Below are 17,370 nucleotides of genomic sequence, written 5' to 3' on the forward strand. Positions count from 1 at the left end.
AGAACTTCATTCATTATGAAAAAGAAATATGATATAAAAACGACGGATGTAGAAACCCTGAAAAAGTGGTATCATCTGATGACATTGGGGCGTGCTTTGGATGAAAAAGCACCGTCTTACCTGCTGCAATCCTTGGGTTGGTCTTATCATGCTCCTTACGCGGGGCATGATGGTATTCAGCTGGCCATCGGTCAGGTGTTCACTTTGGGCGAAGACTTCCTGTTCCCTTACTACCGCGATATGCTGACTGTACTTTCTGCCGGAATGACCCCGGAAGAAATCATCTTGAATGGTATCTCGAAAGCGACAGATCCGGGCAGCGGCGGACGTCACATGTCAAACCATTTCGCCAAACCTGAATGGCATATCGAGAACATTTCTTCTGCTACGGGAACGCATGACCTTCATGCGGCCGGTGTAGCCAGAGCGATGGTATATTATGGACACAAAGGAGTCGCTATCACTTCTCACGGAGAATCTGCCACTTCCGAAGGATTTGTATATGAAGCTATCAATGGCGCCAGCCTTGAACGTCTTCCTGTCATTTTTGTGATACAGGATAATGGATATGGTATCTCTGTTCCTAAATCGGAACAGACAGCCAACCGCAAAGTAGCTGAGAACTTCTCTGGTTTCAAGAACCTGAAGATCATTTATTGTAATGGAAAAGATGTATTCGATTCGATGAATGCCATGACTGAAGCTCACGAATATGCAAGGGAAACCCGTAATCCGGTGATTGTGCAGGCCAACTGTGTTCGTATCGGTTCTCATTCCAACTCGGATAAACATACCCTGTATCGGGATGAGAACGAACTGGAATACGTAAAAGATGCCGATCCGCTGATGAAATTCCGCCGGATGTTGTTACGCTACAAACGCCTGACGGAAGAGGAATTGCAACAGATCGAAGCTGACGCAAAGAAAGAACTGTCGGCCGCCAACCGAAAAGCGTTGGCTGCTCCAGATCCTGATCCTAAGAGCATCTACGATTTTGTGATGCCCGAACCTTATCAACCACAGAAATACAAAGAAGGTACTCATGAAGCAGAGGGCGAAAAGACTTTCCTGGTAAATGCCATTAACGAGACATTGAAAGCCGAATTCCGCTACAATCCCGATACGTTCATCTGGGGACAGGACGTAGCAAATAGAGAGAAAGGCGGTGTGTTTAATGTCACCAAAGGGATGCAGCAGGAATTCGGAGAAGCCCGTGTGTTCAGTGCGCCGATTGCCGAAGATTATATTGTAGGCACTGCCAATGGAATGAGCCGCTTTGATCCTAAAATCCATGTCGTGATAGAGGGAGCGGAGTTTGCCGATTATTTCTGGCCTGCCGTAGAACAATATGTAGAATGTACGCATGAGTATTGGCGAAGCAATGGTAAGTTTGCCCCGAATATAACGCTACGGTTGGCTTCCGGAGGTTATATCGGTGGAGGGTTGTATCACTCTCAAAATATAGAAGGAGCTTTGACTACATTGCCGGGAGCACGAATTGTCTGCCCTTCTTTTGCTGATGATGCAGCCGGATTGTTGCGGACTAGTATGCGCTCTAAGGGATTTACTTTGTTTCTTGAACCGAAAGCACTGTATAATTCGGTAGAAGCCGCCACTGTGGTGCCGGAAGACTTTGAAGTACCTTTCGGAAAAGCACGTATCCGTCGTGAGGGTACGGATTTGAGTATTATCACCTATGGAAATACGACCCATTTCTGTCTGCATGCTGCCGAACGATTGGAGAAAGAGGGTGGTTGGAAAGTAGAAGTGATCGATATTCGTTCTCTGATTCCGCTGGATAAAGAGGCAATCTTTGAATCGGTCAAGAAGACCAGCAAAGCATTGGTTGTACATGAAGATAAAGTATTCTCCGGTTTCGGTGCAGAGCTTGCAGCAATGATTGGTGAGGAAATGTTCCGTTATCTCGACGGACCGGTACAGCGTGTCGGTTCTACGTTTACTCCCGTGGGTTTCAATCCGATACTGGAAAAAGAAATTTTGCCGGACGAAGCTAAGATATACGAAGCTGCACGGAAATTATTGGAATATTAAAAGAGAAGAATTATGAAAAAGATAGGTTTGTTTTATGCTACCAAAGCCGAAAGAACGAGTTGGGTGGCAGAGAAAATACAGAAAGAGTTTGGTGAAGACAAGATAGAAGTAGTGCCTATCGAGCAGGCTTGGCAAAATGATTTTGCTGCTTATGACTGCTTCATTGTGGGTGCTTCCACTTGGTTTGACGGAGAACTTCCTACTTATTGGGACGAACTGTTGCCGGAACTCCGGACAATGAAATTGAAAGGTAAGAAGGTTGCTATCTTTGGTTTGGGAGATCAGATACGCTATCCGGAAAATTTTGCAGATGGAATCGGTTTGCTGGCAGAAGTCTTTGAAGGGGATGAGGCTACCTTGGTCGGTTTTACTTCTTCCGAGGGTTACACTTTCGAACGTTCCAAGGCTTTACGTGGCGAGCAGTGGTGCGGGTTGGTTGTCGATTTGGATAATCAGTCCGAACAGGCGGAAAAGAAAATCAAAGCATGGTGCCAACAGGTCAAAAAAGAGTTTGCGTAACAGCTTTGTTTCTCTTTATAAGATAGTGACGCTATCCGATACAAATAGTGACGGTATATGCTATGGATAGCGTCACTATCCCACGCGTATACCGTCACTATTTTCCACATCAATCAGAAGGCTTCTGCCGACTCTTATCCTTTATAAATAAACTTCACCTCTGCCCAGCGATTCTTCTCTTTATAATGAACGAAAGTCAGTCCGTTCTTCTCCGCTTCTTCGCGGATGGCAGCAATATCGTCTACATAAAATCCACTCATATAGAGTTCGGAATCTGTATGCATGCAGGCAACATATTGCTTCATGTCATTTAGTAATATATTCCGGTTGATATTGGCAATAATAACGTCGAACGGTCCTTTCCCAATAAGGGACGAAGCATCTCCTTCTGAAACGGTAATATCGTCTACGTGGTTCAATTCGATGTTTTCGATGGAGTTTCGTACGCACCATTCATCAATGTCGATGGCTGTACAGGGACGTGCGCCCCGCATACGTGCGAGGATGGCAAGAATCGAAGTTCCGCAGCCCATATCGAGCAGGGATTTATCTTTCAGTTCGCTGTCTAACAATTCTTCAATGATGAGGCTGGTAGTCTCGTGGTGTCCTGTTCCGAAGGCCATTTGAGGATTGATGACGATATCATATTCCGCTTTGGGGACATCTTGGTGGAAAGTGCTGTGGATCACACATCGGTTTCCGATAATGATGGGTTGGAAGAAATTCTTTTCCCATTCTTCATTCCAGTCCTTATCTTCCGCTTCGGTGTATGTATAAGTAATATCCGTATCGGGTAGGGGGAACTCGGCGATGGCAATCTTGATGGCGTTTTCATCACACAATGTCTGTTGGATATATGCGGCCAGTCCGCCTTCACATTCAACAAAACTTTCAAATCCGACTTCACCCAGTATGGCAGCCAGTACATCATTGACGGTTTCGGTACAAGGCTGGGTGCGGAATGTGAACTCAAAATACTTCATAGTTGTTTTTAATTCTGGTGAATAATGTGCAAAGATAGTTAGAAATAGGGATTTCCCTATTATCCTTTGGGGAAAATCTCCCCCGGACGAAAAATCTCTTCCTTATCTTTGTAACGTGAATAAGTTTAAGTAATTACATAAACCGAGATGATATGAAAAAGATTGTTTATTTCTTGCTATTTGCCTTGTGCCTTCCGATAGGTATCTTTGCGCAAAGCGTTGATGACGACCTTTACTTCGTGCCTTCCAAAGACAAACAGGAGAAGAAAGAAACTCCGGTTAAGAAGGAACCGAAGAAACAGGTGACGACTAACATCTATACTTCACCGGGTACTACAGTAGTGGTTCAGGACCGTAAGGGAAGAACACGGGATGTGGATGAATATAACCGCCGTTACGATGCACGTGAAAATGAATTCGTAATGGATAATGATACCTTATATATAAAAGAAAAATCTAATCCGGATTTGGACGGAGAATGGGTGACGGGCGAATTCAATGGTACGGAAGACGACTATGAATATGCTGAACGTATCATCCGTTTCCGTAATCCGCGTTTTGCTATCAGTATCAGCAGTCCGTTGTACTGGGATGTAGTTTACGGTCCGAATTCATGGGATTGGAACGTATATACCGATGGTATGTATGCTTACGCATTCCCGACGTTCAGTAATCCACTCTGGTGGGATTGGCGTTATGGCTCTTACGGCTGGGGATGGAACTATGGCTGGGGATGGAATCGTCCTTATTACTCTTGGGGATATTACCCCGGTTATTGGGGCGGCGGCTACTGGGGTGGCTGGTATGGCGGCGGATATTGGGGACATCATCACCACTGGCATGGTGGTCCTAGCTGGGGCTGGGGCGGAGGTGGAAGACCTTATTATGCCGGACGTAGTGTGATTAATGGTAATAATCGTTCCTATTATTCTGGTTCGAGAAATTATAATTCTACTTCTTACAGAAGAGGTGTCGGTTCATCAACTACCAGACCTGCTAATTCTTCTGTTGGACAAAGTGTTCGCCGTTCAGGTAGTACAGGTACAAATAGCAGAGTTGTAGGTACTCGCGATTATACTCGTAGCGGTAGCAATAGCTCTGTTCGTTCAGGAAGTTCATACTCTCGTAGAAATACAGAAACGTATACACGTCCAAGCAGTACACGTACTTCTGGTACTAGTACACGCAATTCTGGTTCCTCTTACAATAGAAGTAATAGTTCGACGCGAAGTTCCGGAACAAATAGTAGCCGTAGCAGTAGTAGCTATTCACGTGGAAGTTCCACTTCTCCATCAAGAAGTTATACGCCTGACAGATCATCATCCCGCTCTTCTAATTCAGGTAGTTATTCAAGAAGTAGTGGAAGTAGCTATTCATCAGGTAGTAGCGGTAGTTATTCTCGTAGTTCTGGCAGCAGTGGCGGTTCTTCACGTAGTAGCAGTGGTGGATCTTCACGTAGTTCTGGTGGTAGCTATAGAAGATAGTTTATAATTTCAAAAGAGATTGATTATGAAAAGTAATAGAATATTAGCGATTTGTATTCTTTTGATAAGTGTAGGATTTCTAAATGCCCAAACAACTATCTATGATGCAAATCGATGGATGGGAAGTGATTTGAATGGAACTGCCCGCTTTGTAGGTATGGGTGGTGCCATGGGAGCTTTAGGTGGAGATATAACCACTATGGGAACTAATCCTGCCGGTATCGGGATTTATCGTAGCAATGATGTTATGGTGTCATTTGGCTTTGATAATACAGGAACAAAAGCTAATGGAGCGAGTCTTGACAAGTTCCATGGATCATTCGATAATGCCGGATTTGTATTTTCTACAAAAATAGGAAATACAACTGCTTTGAGATTTGCCAACTTTGGTTTCAATTATCGCAAAATGAAATCATTCAATAGAAGTATGCTGATGAGCGGAGTGTTCAATACCTCTCAAACAGTTCAGATGGCTAATATGGTAAACTTTGATTCATACGGAGACTTTGATCCATTCACGGTAGCATCTTTGAGGAGCGATGATGCTTTTCAGAATCCTGAATTGCCTTGGTTGGGTATTATGGGATATAATGCACATTTAGTGAATCCTGTTTATGGGAAAGTAGATCCGGAGAATCCGGATGCAGATCCTCCTTTTGAGGGATATGAACCCTATTTTCAGGCAGGAGATGCTGTGAGTCAGTCTTATCGTTCGAAAGAAAGTGGAGGTATCCATTCTTTTGATTTGAATGGTGCGCTGAATTTTTATGATCGTTTTTATGTTGGAGCAACATTAGGACTTTATAGTGTAAACTATGACAGGACTAGTGAATATAATGAAGACTTTACTGATAAGAACGGAAATGGTCATGGAGGATATACATTAGGAAATGACTTTTGGGTAGATGGTAGTGGAGTTGATTTTAAACTTGGTTTTATTCTTCGTCCTTTTGAGTCATCTTCATTCCGTATTGGTGCTGCTGTACATACTCCGACTTTTTTTAGTTTAAAGGAGCGGAATACTGCTTATATTAATTTTGATTTGAATGAGGATACTCGTGGCATTACTAAACCTTATGATGTTCGTGGAAATGATACTGAAGGAGAATATGAATATAAATTAATTACTCCGTGGAAGTTTAATGCAAGTATGGGATATACCATTGGTTCTTCTGTTGCATTGGGAGTTGAGTATGAATATTCAGATCGCACTTCAGCTAAAATGAAAGATCCGGACGGATATGAATTGGGACAGACTGCAGACATTAAAGCAATGATGAAGGCAGTTCATACACTTCGTGTTGGAGCTGAATTTAAGTTAGCACCGGAATTTGCATTCCGTTTAGGATATAATCATATTACTGCTCCTTTGAAATCAGATGCTTTTAAGTATCTTCCTGTAAATTCAATGCGTACTGATACGGAGTTCTCTAATCCGGGTGCTACTAATAATTATACATTGGGTTGTGGCTATCGTGGTGAAAGTTTCTATGTAGACATGGCATATATGTATAATACTTATAAAGAAACATTCTATGCTTTTGATAGTTTAGATTTACCTGGAACGAAAGTGACGAACAACAACCATAAAGTGGTTCTTACTTTAGGTATGCGCTTCTAATCTAATAAAGAGACAGTTTTCAATTTCAATAATAACTTTTGTGTGTAAAAAATCCCTGGAATGCTGAGTGTCTACAGCGGTTCCGGGGATTTTTATTAGTATCACTTTTTATTCTTTAGTCTTATCTGAATAGTGGAGTTCGTTCGTCAATGATTCCGCGTCTTGCGTACATTTTTACTGCTACAGGAGTTCCGGCTTCTATGGTAATGTCCTCCTCTGCAATGATAGGTTCTTCTTTACCGTCTTCAAGGATAACCGTTCCTATTTTCTCGCCGGCTTTGATGATCTGCGGAATCAAGTTAGTCAAGATACCTTCAGATACTTTCCGGATATCAATGTATTCCGGTTTTGCATTGGGGTCAGCTTCGATTTTGCCGCTGAACAGGTCTTGCACACCTTTGTTCTTCAAGAAAAGTTTAACGATTGCTTTACCTTCGTACGGCTGGTTGTTCTCGTCAAGCAGAACGACGGGCGTTGTCATTCTCTTGAATGTAAGAGCAACATTCTTAGAACCTTTGTTGGCTTGGGCTGTACCGAACAAATATTCTAAGCCACCCTTGATTTCACGATAGCGGCTGCTCAATGATCTGGTAGTAGCAGCTTCGCCGGTCAATTCAGGGTAATGAGCATAGAAAGTAACCGTTTCCGAATCGGTGCCTGCTTCGTTCCAGGTCTGGCTATCCATGCCTATGGCAAACGGATGATAATCCTGCTCGGCAACGGACATGGAGATGACATCTCCGGCAGTGAAATTGCTCTTTAACGGAAGTGTCAGACTACTGCTGTTGCGGGTAAGAGCATTGTTGATACTTTGGTCAATAGAAGTGGAAAAGTCGATCACTCCTTTACTGGGATCTTGCAGTTCTTCTTGCTGTTGACAACTGAACAGGCATACTGATGCCATAACAAATAAAAGGCTTTTTCTTTTCATTTGAGAGTAATTAATAGGTTAATAATAGTGAGAGGTTTTCTAATATTCTATTCTGTCTTCTTTGGCCACCCAGGCTTTGAAGGCAGTAAGGGCTTCATTATGTAGTAGGATTTCGGAAGGCAGCTTTCTGTCTTCAGGTTTCAGTTGCAGTTCGTCATAGATAAAAGAGTCGTCGAAGCCGATGTTCTTGGCATCGGTCTTGTTGTTTCCATAGTACATCTTATCCAGGCGTGCCCAATAAATAGCACCCAAGCACATGGGGCAAGGTTCGCAGGAAGTATAGATTTCGTATCCGCTAAGATCAAATGTTCCGAGTTTGGCAGCTGCGGCACGTATGGCGCTTACCTCGGCGTGAGCCGTAGGATCACAAGATGCAGTGACACGGTTAACTCCTGTTGCAACTATTTCTCCGTCTTTCGTGGCAATCACAGCACCGAAAGGACCTCCACCATTTTCAACATTCTCTTTAGAAAGCTCAATCGCTTTTCTCATTAAAGCTTCTTTAGTCATGGCACAAAAAATATATTGTTAGTTTCATTTTCTCTTTGCTTCTTTCTACAAAGATAGAAAAAACTAACAATATACAATGGAATGTCCCTATTAATTTTTTTACAATACCGGTAGAATCCGGAAAAAGGAGGAACTTATTTTTGCTTTATTTAGGGTTATAGCTTACCCAAGATCTTGTCCATTACCCAGTTAGTCAACGTTGCGCTTTCACCGTCGCAAGAGCAAACCGATTTACCCAATAAGTGATCTACTACTGCTTGGATAAGAGGCTGTTGTACATGTTCCGGGTTACCGATGCAGATTTCTTCCCGTCCTTTTTCGGTATGCAGTCCGATAGGTTCGTAAGTAAAGACAGAGAAGCAAATCATTCCTTTGTCACCGATAATCTCTATGCGGTCTTCGCGGGCAGAATCGTGGGCTACGAAGCACCAGGAACCACTACCCACCAATCCGTTGTCAAATTGGAAACAGGCGCTTAATGTATCTTCGGCAGGATAAAGTCCGCCGCGATTACTCTTGTAACCGCTTGCTTCGAGGATGCAACCGAACATATCCTGCAACAAATCAATCTGATGCGGAGCAAGGTCGTAGAAGTAGCCACCTCCGGCAATGTCAGCCTGCACACGCCAGGGAAGATTATCGCGATTGTAATCCAGATCGCGTGGTGGCTGGGCAAAACGAATCTGTACATTGATAACGTTGCCGATCGTCCCGTTCTCTACTAATTCTTTTACTTTCTGGAAATAGGGAAGATAACGGCGATAGTATGCTACGAAACAGGGAACTCCCGTTTCATTGGATATGCGGTTGATTCGGGTACATTCTTCATACGTCACCGCCATTGGCTTCTCAATATAGGCCGGTTTGCCCGCTTTCATGGACATAATGGCATACGTAGCGTGTGAAGAAGGAGGAGTGGCGATATAGACAGCGTTTACTTCCGGATCATCTATCAACTCCTGTGCATCGTCATACCATTTTTTGATTCCTCTCTCTTTGGCATACGCTTTCGCTTTCGCGCCGTCACGACTCATCACGGCTACGACTTCCGAATGTTCTACTTTCTGGAAAGCGGGACCGCTTTTCGTTTTAGTTACTTCTCCGCAGCCAATGAAACCCCATTTGATAATCTTTTCATTCATAATATAATATACCTATTGTGTCTGTTCTAACAACCCCCAAAGATAAAGCTATTTTTTGTCAAGAGCAACTTTATTGATTATTAACTTAGCAGGGACAGTGGGAAAACAGACATTATGCTTTGTTTCAATAGAAGCTCCGTTTTACCGGAACAGAGGCTCTGTTTCAGGCAAACATAACGTCTGTTTGAGGCGGATATATACTTCATTTCGGTAAGAAGCAAGGTGAACACTGCTGATCCTCCGGCTGAAGAGCCGTAACCACCAGGCAAAGCGAAAAGAAAGCCGGGGCGGGGAGAGGTTTTCTCCGGATGGATAAAAAGAAAGGAGGGAATTGCGACTCCCTCCTTTGTGTGCAGTTTAATTGAAACTACTTTATCATTAACTCTGTAAAGATACGACATTCGAAAGCGAAAGTCAAGTCTTTGGGAGTTTATTTCTCGTAATACACATCCATTGTGATAGTATTGAGCTCCTTCTTTTCTCCAAGAGTAATACTCTTTATCCTTATAATACCCATTTTATTTTTGTTCGTGTTTTTAAAGACAAGAACATCATTTTCGGTTACAGTAGGAGTGCTCGTTGAAGGATTGAGGCTGCCAATATCTTTCTTTATATCTGTAATTTCGCCATTCAATACTTTCTGAATCAACGTGTTTTCAGTTTCCTTTTTTGAATCCAGTAACTTGAATTGAGTTTTCAGCGAAGTGCGTACAGTGGAATAATCCTTGCCATCACTGGATAGGGGTGAATCACCACATATTTGTGCCTTCATGAAATTATCGTTGATGTTGGCCGGATTGAGCAGGCGTGCTGCTGCGCTGCTAGTAGCATCCATGGCAAAGTCTACATTTGCTTGATTATCAAACAAGTCGCAAGGTGTGATTGTGCGTCCTGCAGAAGCGTCGAAAAGAGCACATTCAGTGGCCGGAGCTCCTAATGTTATATTCTCCCAATAAAGATAAGTAAGTACTACCGTGGCTTTCTTCACTTTCACCGTACCAATAGAGGCTGTCTCCTTATCGCTTTTACCATAAATCAGAGTCACTGTAAATTCGGTGTCGGCATCCACTTCCGGTGCTTTGAAGGTAAAACCTGTCGCTCCGGGATTGGTTATGACTATGTCGGACGAGACACCTCCTGCTTTTGTCAGGCGAACCGTGCTGACTACATTCAGGTTAGTCCCTTCAATCGTGACATCTTTTCCCGTTTCCACTTCCCGGCTGTCACTTGCCACACTACCACCGGGAACAACTTCTTTCACCGTAAATTTGCCCGGCACTATCAATGTCTGATCGTTTCCAAGCGAATTATCATACACAAGCGTGATCGTAAATTCGGTATCGGCATCTACTTCCGGTGCTTTGAAAGTGATTTTGGTAGCCTTCTTATTGTCAATCGTAACAGACTCTCCATTGGCTTGAATAGCCTTGATGATATTCAGGTTCGTTCCTGTGATAGTGATTACATCTCCTGGTTTTACCTCACCTGATAAGGTCGTGGAAGTGGTAGGGATGACAGGAGCAATATAAACAGTCAGTTCCTCACATACAACGAGACGATGAACGGAGTTGTAAAGCACAGCGAGAGAAATAACATTTGTCTCTTCGAACACTTCCGTAGGTACGTAAACCGTGAGCGATTGATGGTCACGATCTGCCTGCGGCGTTTTGATATCTAACGTAGTAACATCACCAAAGTAAACTTTAGATATGAGATGCATATTGTCACCCGTCAGAGTGATGGTTTCTCCCGGTTGCACGGTTGTTGCCTCCATGGTGTTGACAGACGTTTGCGGAATATTAATATCATTATCGCGGGTGCATCCGTTCAGCAGGCATATCAGGCAGCACAAGGCTGCCGTCAATGCGATGGTTAATGTATAATTTCTTTTTTTCATGTTCTTTCTTTTTTAGCGTTGATAGTAAACATCGAATGTAATGTAGGCGATACCTTGATTATTCTTGTCGCCGTTATTGATGTTGTTGGTCTGACTGTAATCTACGAATACATCCAGAATATCAAGAATACCATATTTATCCTTGTGGTTATTGTAGAATACGACTACACTGCCTTTATCAAATACCTGTTCGCTTACGAAACCTTCCGGTTCTTTGGGCTTACCCGACGAGTCTTTGTCATTCGGCTTGCGCGTACGTGCAGAACTCTTGGTTATATTCAGACTGGTAAAGAGTGACGGAGTGATTTCCAGTTGATCTCTGCCTGCTCTGATTTGTTCGATAAGCGCGGCATGAGTGGTAGGATTCAGAACATAGAACCTTGTTTGCACTGCCGTGAAAGGAGCAAATATCGTGAAGTTCTCCGCATTAGGCACAGCCGCTGTTCCGCACCAGTAATTCTTCAAGTTGTTTTTGGTGTTGGCCGGATCAGGATTAAGTATCGCATCCGGTGAATTGAGTGCAAAGTCGAGTCCGCTGTTCACATATCCGGCGAAGTCTATCTTATCAAAATTCTCTTCCTCTTTCAGTACACAAGGAGTGCATATCGGATTGCCGTCCGCAGAATTACCGTTGAGCATACTGCCATAACCATACTTGCTGTTACGCGTTCCTATTGCCTGATTGGCACTGAACAAGTTCTTCATGCGAATCACCTCGCAAGCGTCGGATAAGATAATTTCCTTCGTTTCTCTATAATAGGTCACTTTAATCTTCACGGTGCGTGTCTCCGGCAAAGTGGGTACTCTGAAAACAATGGTACTTCCATCCTGGCTGACCGGTGCATACTTTTCTTCTCCGAAATAGATATACTCAATCAGGTTGAGGTTTTTGCCGCCCAATGTGAGCAGGCTTCTTTCCATTAGACTTTCCTGATCTATCTTCTCTATTTCCGGTTCATCCTTTTCTACAATAAAGTCACCGGACTCTCCTTTAATTTCAGATTCGCCTCCTGTCTGGTTGGTATACTTTAATGATACAGTTGCCTCGTCATCAATAATAAACGGCACTTTTACCGCGATCTCTTTTTCACTCTGATAAATGATCTCTCCCTCTTCGTCGCCCATAAAGACCTTTGAGATAATGTCAAGGTCAGCTCCCAAAATCTCGACGTTGTTTCCTACTCTTCCACCTTTCGGGAAGTCAGTCACATGTGGAGTAGGATAGGTGACGGAGAATGATTGCGCACTTTCTGTGCGGGTGCTTTCGCCGGCATCGTCCTTGCGGGAAGTGGCAAGCACGATTTTTCCGCTTTTTGTTCCTTCACGTGGCACAACAATCACGATTTCCTGTTGTGACAGTTTATAAAGTATCTGGCTTTCTACACCACCGATGGTTGCAGAAACGATATCGCGCAGATTACTACCTTTCACCGTAATCTCCGTACCGGCTTTTCCGCTGGTTGGGGTAAACTCACTGATTTCCGGTGCACCTTGTATTTCAGTTTCAATACTCAACTTTTCGTTGCAGCCCGTCAGTGCCGCAAGTACGAAAAGGAGGATGAAGTAATGAAGTTTATTTTTCATGCTGTTTTCGTTTTAAAGATTAGTAATTGGGATTCTGGGTAACTACGCTCGGATTATTGTCTATCACGCTTTGCGGGATAGGAAGCAGTAGTTGCCAGTCGGCAATCTTATTCACAGTGAAAGCATATTTGTCATAGAAACCTTCCGTTTCGGTGATTTGCTTGTTGACTACTTCCACTGCTTTGCCCCAACGCAGGAGGTCGAACCAACGTTGGTTCTCGAATGCCAGTTCCAGACGGCGTTCTTTTTCCAGTTTTTCGCGGAAAGCATATCTCACAGGCACTTCAGAAGCAGCTATGGCAGCCAGTCCGGCACGGCGGCGCACTTCGTTGAGATAAGGAAGTCCGGTGGCGGGGCCATCTGTTTCGTTCAACACTTCGGCATACATAAGCAGCACATCGGCATGACGAATGACAGGCCAGTCGTTTTCTCCATCATAACGTACGCTCACGGGAGAAACGAACTTCTTGATATAAGCCGATTGATCTGAAATGACCACCGGGTCTTTCTTGCTCGGATCGATATAATGGTCGGTCACGCTGGCCTCCTTACGCAAATCACCTTCCGGATAAATTCCGAGAACTTCTGTTGTCGGATAGTTACGTCCGTCACCGTCACCCGTCACTACATTGGCGCCGCTCTTGGTAGGAGCAAAAGTATTGGCAAAAGGCGAGCCGATACCCAGACTACCGGATTTATAGCGGATGGCAAAGATAATCTCATCGTTCATTTCTTTGGAAATATCGAATACATCGGAATAACTAACCGTCAACTGATCTCCTTTTACATCCACCACAGCTTTGAGCAAGCTCTTGGCTTCCGTATATTTCCCAAGAGTCAGGTAAACTTTGGCCAGCAGGGATTGAGCCGCTGCCTGCGTCACCCGTCCCAAGTCTGCTATGTTGTATGTAATTCCTTCCAAGTTGTCAACGGATCTTTGAAGGTCGTCGATAATCTGCTTGTAAGTCGCTTCCACGCTGCTACGATCTTTTTTCATGGCTTCGGCCACACTCAATTCCTCCGTAACAATGAAGGTAGGGCCGAAAAGACGTACGAGGTTGAAGTAATGGTATGCACGGATGAAACGTACTTCTCCTTCAAATTGTGCCCGTTTCTTCTCGTTGGTTACGACAGCCAGATTCTCGGGAGCCAATACGTTATTGCAACTGTTGATATTGCTGTAAGTGGCTTCCCAGTAAGTACGTATGTTGGCATTGCTGGCATCCATGGTACCGAGGTCCAGCGCCTGTTGTTGCAGGAACGCATCGTTGGTCGAACTGTTGCTGTTCATACGCGTATTGTCGGCACGCAGTTCGGTCAGTGTCCATTCGATATTCAATGGAGCCTGCATTCCTCCGTAGCAACCGATGACGGCAGTATTCATTTCGGCTTCATTCTTGTAGAATGAACCGTCGGGGATATAGGAGTCCGGTGTAATGTTGAGGTCGCAGGAAGAAAGACCCAATACACAAGCGGACAGACTGGCGGTAAATATATGTTTTAGTTTCATTACTGTACGTTTTAAGGTGATTAGAAGTTAAGTTCGAATCCGATATTGACGGTAGACTGTATCGGGAATCCTCCACGCTGGTATCCGTTGACCAATGGGGAAGAGTAGGAGCCTGTAGTTACACGGGCTTCGGGATTGATTCCCCGGTAGCTTTTTCCCCAGAAGTAGAGCAGGTTCTGACCGGAAGCATAAAGGCGGAGTGAATTGAGTCCTGCCTTTTTCAACTTCTTCTTGTCGAAGGTATAACCGAGAACTACATCACGCAGGGCCACGAATGAACCGTCTTCAATCATATAGTCGGTGAACTCCCATGAAATACCTGCCGAACCGACAGTAGGAGTACGTCCGTCACCCGGATATTCGGCGCTGATCCAACGGTCTTTCACATAATTGCGGTTGAACTTCTTGGATTCGGTGTAGTAGCCGTCACCATTGAATACATCCAGTCCGCTTACCCCTTGAATGAGGAAGTAAAGATCGAATCCTTTCCATCTGAAAGTATTTGAAATACCCCAGGTTGCTTTCGGGAACGGATTACCGATGACGGTACGGTCTTTGTCGTTGATAACGCCGTCATCATTGATGTCTACAATCTTGAGACTGCCCGGTGTGGCACTTGCCAAGTGTGGGGAAGCGTCGAGATCCGCCTGGTTGAGATAAACACCGTCGGTTTTGTAACCGAAGAATGAGATGGCGCGGTGTCCTACTTGTGCCAAGTATGTTTCATTACGTTCGCCGGTAGAGATCAGTCTCTCTTCGCCGGACAGTTCGAGCAGCTTGTTGAAGTTGGACGAGAGATTGAACGAAGTAGTCCATTCGAAGTTCTTGGTGCGAATGTTGTGCGTGTTCAACTCGATTTCAATACCACTGTTGCGGATACGTCCGATATTGTTCCAGTAATCACTGTAACCCATGAAAGAAACGACCGGTTGTTTGAACAGCAATTGTTTGGTGATGGAATAGTAACCTTCCAGAGTCAGGCTGATACGGTTGTCCAGTGCGCTGAAGTCGATACCGGCGTTGTATTCGTACGTCTGTTCCCAAGTGATGTCATGGTTACCTTTGGTAGAGGTAGTCTTACCCAGTCCGGGGATCAGTGCGCCTGTTCCGCTACCCAACGCATAGTTGCTGGCGTAAAGCAGATTGTAATAAGAGTTGGCAGGAATATTATTGTTACCCGTCACACCAAAGCTGGCACGCAGCTTCAGCATATTCAGCCAGCTTACGCCTTTCAGGAAGGCTTCTTCCGAAGCACGCCATCCGAGTGATACGGAAGGGAACCAACCCCACTGTTTACCGTCGGCAAAAAGAGAACTACCGTCCGTACGCAGACTGGCGGAAACAAGATATTTGTCAGCATAGCTGTAATTGACACGTGCAAGGGCAGACATCATAGCGGTACGGAACTTAATGGTGTTCGTTTGGCTGACGTCGAAAGAAGTGGCCGCATTGAGCGTATGCACATAATCGGTAGGGAAGCCCAGACCTACGATGCTGGCTGTCGTTTCCGAGGTAGTCTGTGCGGTGTAACCCAATAAGGCTGCATAATCATGCTTACCTTTCTTGCCGATGTAGTTCAGTGTGTTTTCACTCAACAAGTCGACATAGAGACGGTTTTTGTAAGTACCCATAGCCGACTCTTCGTCTTTGCGGGATTCGTAGTTACGGTATTCGTTGTTCTGACGATATTTAATGTAGAAACCGTTGGAAGTGGTGAAAGTCAACCCTTTCATGATTTGTACATTGATAGAGGAATTGGCTTGCAGGTTATAGTCTTCCTTGAAGCGTTCTTCGGTATCCATCAATGACTTCGGATTGTTGTTGCTGGTATTGAACGGACTGGCTTTCACTTGCGTACCGTCTTCACGTGTGTACATGATGTTACTGAAGTCGCTACCGCGTGCCCACGAACCGATGGCTTTTCCTGTGAGGGCTGCCGTTTCTTCCGTATGACGTACCGGCATGAAAGACGGTGTACGGTAGAAATCGATGAAGTTGGTTGACGGTGTTTCCGTTTTGGTGTAGGACGGAGCTATGTTCAGGCTAAGATCTACCCGTTTGGACAACTTCGCATTGATGCGCGAACGAAGGTTCAAACGTTTGTAGTTGCTGTTAATCATAATACCGTCTTCCTGTGCATAGTTGCCGGAGATGTAATACGTAATGTCTTTTTTGCCGCCCGATACGGAGAGTTGTACCTGATGAATCTGCGGAGTGTCCTGCAATCCTTCCCGTTGCCAGTCGGTATAATTATTGATAAGTCCGAAGGCTTCGTCGTTGGCTGCTATGGATTTGTTTTGCAAGGCGGCTTCATAGCCCATCATGTTATAATAGTCTTTCGAACTCATGATCGGATGCAGTTTATACGCCCACTTTAATCCGGTAGAGGCTTTCACACTGTATTTCGCTTTGCTGGCGTTTCCTTCTTTGGTCGTTACCAAAATGACGCCATTCGCTGCACGTGAACCGTAGATAGCGGCGGAAGCGGCATCTTTCAATACTTCGATAGAAGCAATATCCGCCATATCGAGTGTAGAGAGTCCTTCGGGAACAGGGTAACCGTCGATGACAATCAGAGGAGAACTGTCGGCACTGATAGAACCCATACCACGTACACGGATTTGCGGAGCAGCTCCGGCCTCGGAAGTGGAGTTCTGAATATTAACACCGGCAATCTTTCCTTGCAGCAGTTGGTCTACTTGTGTCACGGGAATATCTGTCAGGTTGTTGACGTCCATCTTGGATACAGACCCGGTCAGGTGGGATTTCTTCTGCACGCCATAACCTACCACCACTACTTCATCCAACACTTTCGTATCTTCTTTTAAGTTGATATTCAGCATCTTCTGATTATTGACGGGTATTTCCTGCGTCGTATATCCGATGTAGGAGATGACAAGGACAGATTTGGAAGAGGGGACATTCAATGTAAATTTGCCGTCCATATCGGTGATAGTACCGGTGGTACTTCCTTTCACCTTCACATTTACTCCGGGAACACCGCCTTGACTATCGGCGACTGTACCGGTGACAGTAAATGATTGCGCGTAGACAACCGTTACGAACGGGGTACATAACAATAACAACATTGCTATCATTAAAGGGTAATAAAACGATTTGTTCCTCATGATATTAGG

The 17,370-nt window shown here is 44.5% G+C and carries 12 protein-coding genes; 4 read left to right on the top strand and 8 right to left on the bottom strand.

The window, feature by feature from the left end:
* Positions 1-15: 15 nt before the first annotated feature.
* Both I2I04_RS03100 and I2I04_RS03105 read left to right on the top strand, forming a co-directional pair.
* The gene (locus I2I04_RS03100) at positions 16-2,052 is read left to right on the top strand and encodes a thiamine pyrophosphate-dependent enzyme (RefSeq protein WP_008774897.1); all 2,037 of its coding nucleotides are present in this window, start codon (positions 16-18) and stop codon (positions 2,050-2,052) included.
* Positions 2,053-2,064: 12 nt separating this feature from the next.
* Positions 2,065-2,571, top strand: coding sequence for a flavodoxin (locus I2I04_RS03105; RefSeq protein ID WP_004314967.1), 507 nt, complete (start codon positions 2,065-2,067; stop codon positions 2,569-2,571).
* A 134-nt stretch (positions 2,572-2,705) separates the two neighbouring features.
* Here I2I04_RS03105 and prmA read toward each other — a convergent pair whose 3' ends face one another.
* Complete coding sequence (gene prmA / locus I2I04_RS03110) at positions 2,706-3,554, bottom strand: 50S ribosomal protein L11 methyltransferase (RefSeq protein ID WP_143257355.1); 849 nt, start codon at positions 3,552-3,554, stop codon at positions 2,706-2,708.
* A gap of 152 nt (positions 3,555-3,706) precedes the next feature.
* Between prmA and I2I04_RS03115 the strand changes: the two genes are divergently transcribed.
* Positions 3,707-5,038 carry a hypothetical protein gene (locus I2I04_RS03115; protein ID WP_195654264.1) on the top strand — a complete coding sequence of 444 codons (1,332 nt, stop codon included), beginning with the start codon at positions 3,707-3,709 and terminating at the stop codon, positions 5,036-5,038.
* 25 nt (positions 5,039-5,063) lie between these two features.
* Complete coding sequence (locus tag I2I04_RS03120; RefSeq protein ID WP_195654265.1) at positions 5,064-6,659, top strand: hypothetical protein; 1,596 nt, start codon at positions 5,064-5,066, stop codon at positions 6,657-6,659.
* 121 nt (positions 6,660-6,780) lie between these two features.
* Here I2I04_RS03120 and I2I04_RS03125 read toward each other — a convergent pair whose 3' ends face one another.
* The 7 genes from I2I04_RS03125 to I2I04_RS03155 form a co-directional block, all read right to left on the bottom strand.
* On the bottom strand, positions 6,781-7,590 hold the full coding sequence (locus I2I04_RS03125; RefSeq protein WP_195654266.1) for a fimbrillin family protein: 810 nt from the start codon (positions 7,588-7,590) through the stop codon (positions 6,781-6,783).
* 39 nt (positions 7,591-7,629) lie between these two features.
* Positions 7,630-8,100 (bottom strand): nucleoside deaminase, encoded by a 471-nt coding sequence (locus tag I2I04_RS03130; protein WP_004325615.1) that lies wholly within the window; start codon positions 8,098-8,100, stop codon positions 7,630-7,632.
* Positions 8,101-8,255: 155 nt separating this feature from the next.
* Positions 8,256-9,242, bottom strand: a complete 987-nt coding sequence (locus I2I04_RS03135; protein ID WP_143257359.1) for a Gfo/Idh/MocA family protein — start codon at positions 9,240-9,242, stop codon at positions 8,256-8,258.
* A gap of 430 nt (positions 9,243-9,672) precedes the next feature.
* Positions 9,673-11,139: an IPT/TIG domain-containing protein gene (locus tag I2I04_RS03140; RefSeq protein ID WP_195654267.1), complete on the bottom strand. Its 1,467-nt coding sequence runs from the start codon at positions 11,137-11,139 to the stop codon at positions 9,673-9,675.
* 12 nt (positions 11,140-11,151) lie between these two features.
* A complete protein-coding gene (locus I2I04_RS03145; RefSeq protein WP_195654268.1) occupies positions 11,152-12,723 on the bottom strand; it encodes an IPT/TIG domain-containing protein in 1,572 nt (523 codons plus the stop codon).
* Positions 12,724-12,742: 19 nt separating this feature from the next.
* Entirely contained in the window at positions 12,743-14,233 is a 1,491-nt protein-coding gene (locus I2I04_RS03150; protein WP_143257362.1) for a RagB/SusD family nutrient uptake outer membrane protein, read from the bottom strand.
* A gap of 20 nt (positions 14,234-14,253) precedes the next feature.
* Complete coding sequence (locus tag I2I04_RS03155) at positions 14,254-17,361, bottom strand: SusC/RagA family TonB-linked outer membrane protein (RefSeq protein ID WP_143257363.1); 3,108 nt, start codon at positions 17,359-17,361, stop codon at positions 14,254-14,256.
* Between the last annotated feature and the right edge of the window lie 9 nt (positions 17,362-17,370).

It is taken from the genome of Bacteroides sp. 1001136B_160425_E2, assembly GCF_015559655.1.
GTDB classification, from domain to species: domain Bacteria; phylum Bacteroidota; class Bacteroidia; order Bacteroidales; family Bacteroidaceae; genus Bacteroides; species Bacteroides luhongzhouii.

Excerpts from the sequence above, each read along its gene's own strand:
- I2I04_RS03100 (WP_008774897.1), top strand. The coding sequence starts at position 16 with ATGAAAAAGAAATATGATATAAAAACGACGGATGTAGAAACCCTGAAA.
- I2I04_RS03105 (WP_004314967.1), top strand. The coding sequence starts at position 2,065 with ATGAAAAAGATAGGTTTGTTTTATGCTACCAAAGCCGAAAGAACGAGT.
- prmA (WP_143257355.1), bottom strand. The coding sequence starts at position 3,554 with ATGAAGTATTTTGAGTTCACATTCCGCACCCAGCCTTGTACCGAAACC.
- I2I04_RS03115 (WP_195654264.1), top strand. The coding sequence starts at position 3,707 with ATGAAAAAGATTGTTTATTTCTTGCTATTTGCCTTGTGCCTTCCGATA.
- I2I04_RS03120 (WP_195654265.1), top strand. The coding sequence starts at position 5,064 with ATGAAAAGTAATAGAATATTAGCGATTTGTATTCTTTTGATAAGTGTA.
- I2I04_RS03125 (WP_195654266.1), bottom strand. The coding sequence starts at position 7,590 with ATGAAAAGAAAAAGCCTTTTATTTGTTATGGCATCAGTATGCCTGTTC.
- I2I04_RS03130 (WP_004325615.1), bottom strand. The coding sequence starts at position 8,100 with ATGACTAAAGAAGCTTTAATGAGAAAAGCGATTGAGCTTTCTAAAGAG.
- I2I04_RS03135 (WP_143257359.1), bottom strand. The coding sequence starts at position 9,242 with ATGAATGAAAAGATTATCAAATGGGGTTTCATTGGCTGCGGAGAAGTA.
- I2I04_RS03140 (WP_195654267.1), bottom strand. The coding sequence starts at position 11,139 with ATGAAAAAAAGAAATTATACATTAACCATCGCATTGACGGCAGCCTTG.
- I2I04_RS03145 (WP_195654268.1), bottom strand. The coding sequence starts at position 12,723 with ATGAAAAATAAACTTCATTACTTCATCCTCCTTTTCGTACTTGCGGCA.
- I2I04_RS03150 (WP_143257362.1), bottom strand. The coding sequence starts at position 14,233 with ATGAAACTAAAACATATATTTACCGCCAGTCTGTCCGCTTGTGTATTG.
- I2I04_RS03155 (WP_143257363.1), bottom strand. The coding sequence starts at position 17,361 with ATGAGGAACAAATCGTTTTATTACCCTTTAATGATAGCAATGTTGTTA.